Source organism: Burkholderia sp. BC1, from assembly GCF_052683555.1.
The window spans coordinates 1-2,453 of record NZ_JBQYLP010000159.1 but is presented as its reverse complement, the minus strand read 5'-3'; the positions used below and the strand labels follow the sequence as shown (position 1 = coordinate 2,453).

Here is a 2,453-nt window from a genome sequence, read left to right as displayed (position 1 = left end):
CGGGCTTGCACACGGCGATCGAAGGCGGCAGCTTTGGTTCTGCCCTCAAGACGGCGGAGGTTCAGGTAGCGGCACGAGCGGTCAAGATGCCGCAAATGCGTCTGGAGACGCCGCGCGGCTCGTGGGGCAAAGTCGCGAAACGTCAGTCGCCAACATTGTCAATGGCTCAATATCGCGTGAGAAGGTTGCTGTCCCGGGGCTCATATCGACGTTGTCGCAGCGAACGGCAACCTGATCGCGGTGGGTGGTCCGGCGAAAGCGAATAACCTCGGGAAGTTGGGGCAGGAGCTTCGTATCTACCAAACGATCGCTTATCAACGCGGTGTGTCTGCAGAGGCTTACTTCGCTGAAGTACACCTCAGTCGGCGATTAACCTTGCGACTAAAATACTTGGCGCTAGAAATGTCAAAATTTTTCCCGGGAGCAAATGATGGCGAGGCCTGTTTGTCGTGTACGGATTCCGGAAACTTTGGAGCAGGCATTCCTTTTCGTCGTTGCCTTGCTGGAGGCGCTTGGTCTGTCGCTTACGAATCCAAGCAGCGCGAAGATAACTACATGGAACGACGACGGTGACCAAGTGGAGATCGCTGCAGCGACGGTGTGTTCGGCGGTGCTTTCTGGATCTCTTCGTAACGTCCAATTTTGGAGAACCGCGAGCGAAGACGTATTTGCTGCGTGGGAGAATGTTCAAGGCGGATGCACTTTCTCAATCTACCTCGACGGGTTGGATTCGGCTTTCGCAGTTTTGCTGATTTCGAGGCTCGTGGAGCCGGTATTGACGACGTTTCGGTCCAGATACGACGACGGCGAGGTGTTCGCGATTGTATTTGAATAGTCGCCGATTACAGTAGGTTGCGAACGTAGGTCGCGTCGGATGGTGGATACGGTGCGATTGGTGCAGCGGCGAGCGCGGCGTTGACGCCGTTCGCGTTTGGTGGGGCCACAAACAGTGCGGGCTACAGTGCGATTGGATCAACAGGTAAGCTCGGAGAGCAGTACCTCCAATCGCTCGGTGGACAGTCACAAGTCTACTTCAGCACAAGTTTGGGCGGTCGTTGCGTGGACCAGCTCATCAATGGTGTTGCTAACGAATCCAAGGTCGGCTACTGGAGCTTTACATCGAGCGTGCAGACCCAAATCGCGAAAGATGCGGAGTTGATGAATTCCGGTGTGGTCAATGGAGTAAACTGGCATTTCTTTACGAGTCCCGTTACTGGACTGGGTGGCCCGAGTCAGCCGTTGCTGAAGGCGCTTCAGAGTTCGGGGATTGGGGTAATAGTTCACTAAAGATTACACCGTGACCTACCAACCGATTAGCCCTCCATGTTCGCTTGACTTCGTAGCACTCACGAAGCAAGAGTTGAAGAAATATAACGAGTGGTTCATTGCGATACTGCCGGAGCGATTGGCAATTCTTCAGTCCTGCGTGAATGCGAGCGCTGGGTACAGTAGTTGGGTTGCGGATTTCGATCCTGCATCGTTAGTCGAGCTCGGTGATTGGTTTGCTTCGCAGGTGGCGACACGCGAGCGTACAAAATTGGAAGCTCGAGCGATGGAAGGTCGTCTGAAATTTCCGATGGACGTTCCGCATGAGGAGTTGACTGACGAAACGGTCTCGAAAGCGATCGATGTCGGCATGTACTTCGGGATGGTCTTGCTGAAGAATCATCCTTCGTTGCGCTGGGACTTCAAAACCGAAAGCAAGCGGTTTGCGGATTACGGGCAACCAGTTATCGTTGGCTTTGGCGCTGCGATTCTCAACCCGGTGCGAATCGCAATTACGCTAGCCTACGGTGTGGCAGCGGGTACCCAGTCGGGATCAAGGCTCGGCCAGGTTTATCAGTTCTGGTCTGACAAAGCGGGCGGCTGAGCGAGCTGACTGGGTGCGCACAGGGCGCGATTGGCGGGGCCGTGTCGGCGATGACAGCGAATGGCATCGCGACTGCATTGACGGGTGGACAGGGCGTTTCCGATCAAGTGCAGCTTGCTGCGATCGTGACGGCAACCTCGTTGCTGGGTGGCGCAGCGGCGGGCTTGCTGGGCCAGAACGCGTTGGCCGCGATGACGGCGGCTCGGAACGTGACTTTGAACAACACGTGTGCGCCAGGCCATAACTGCGGCACACGGACGAGCGCGATTAAAGATACGGGTCGTGCGGCATGGAATACGGCGGTTGGGACCGTTGAGGCCATTCCGAACTTCGTGTTAAGAACGTTAATCCGACAGGTTCTTTGCAAAACTGTACGAACTGCGTTGCTGTTGTCGACAACCTACTCTCCACTGGGAATCCGGCTAGCGCGTTGCCTAGGGCAACATCAGTGCCTTTTAACCAGATCGGTCAGATATATGGGACCACATTTAGTGGCTCGACAACTCAGCAGAATATTGAATCCACGTTGCTTGGGAAACGCTGATCAATGGACCAACTTCCGAAGTTGCAGGCGAGATGGCTT

At 55.2% G+C, this 2,453-nt stretch carries 3 protein-coding genes; all 3 read left to right on the top strand.

The window, feature by feature from the left end; genetic code table 11:
• The coding region (locus ACSHSS_RS30050; protein ID WP_445545958.1) for a hypothetical protein at window positions 1–266 on the top strand (266 nt) is incomplete at its 5' end.
• Window positions 267–1,059: 793 nt separating this feature from the next.
• Window positions 1,060–1,287 carry a hypothetical protein gene (locus ACSHSS_RS30045; protein WP_146123388.1) on the top strand — a complete coding sequence of 76 codons (228 nt, stop codon included), beginning with the start codon at window positions 1,060–1,062 and terminating at the stop codon, window positions 1,285–1,287.
• 10 nt (window positions 1,288–1,297) lie between these two features.
• Window positions 1,298–1,870: a hypothetical protein gene (locus ACSHSS_RS30040; protein WP_146123387.1), complete on the top strand. Its 573-nt coding sequence runs from the start codon at window positions 1,298–1,300 to the stop codon at window positions 1,868–1,870.
• Window positions 1,871–2,453: the final 583 nt, after the last annotated feature.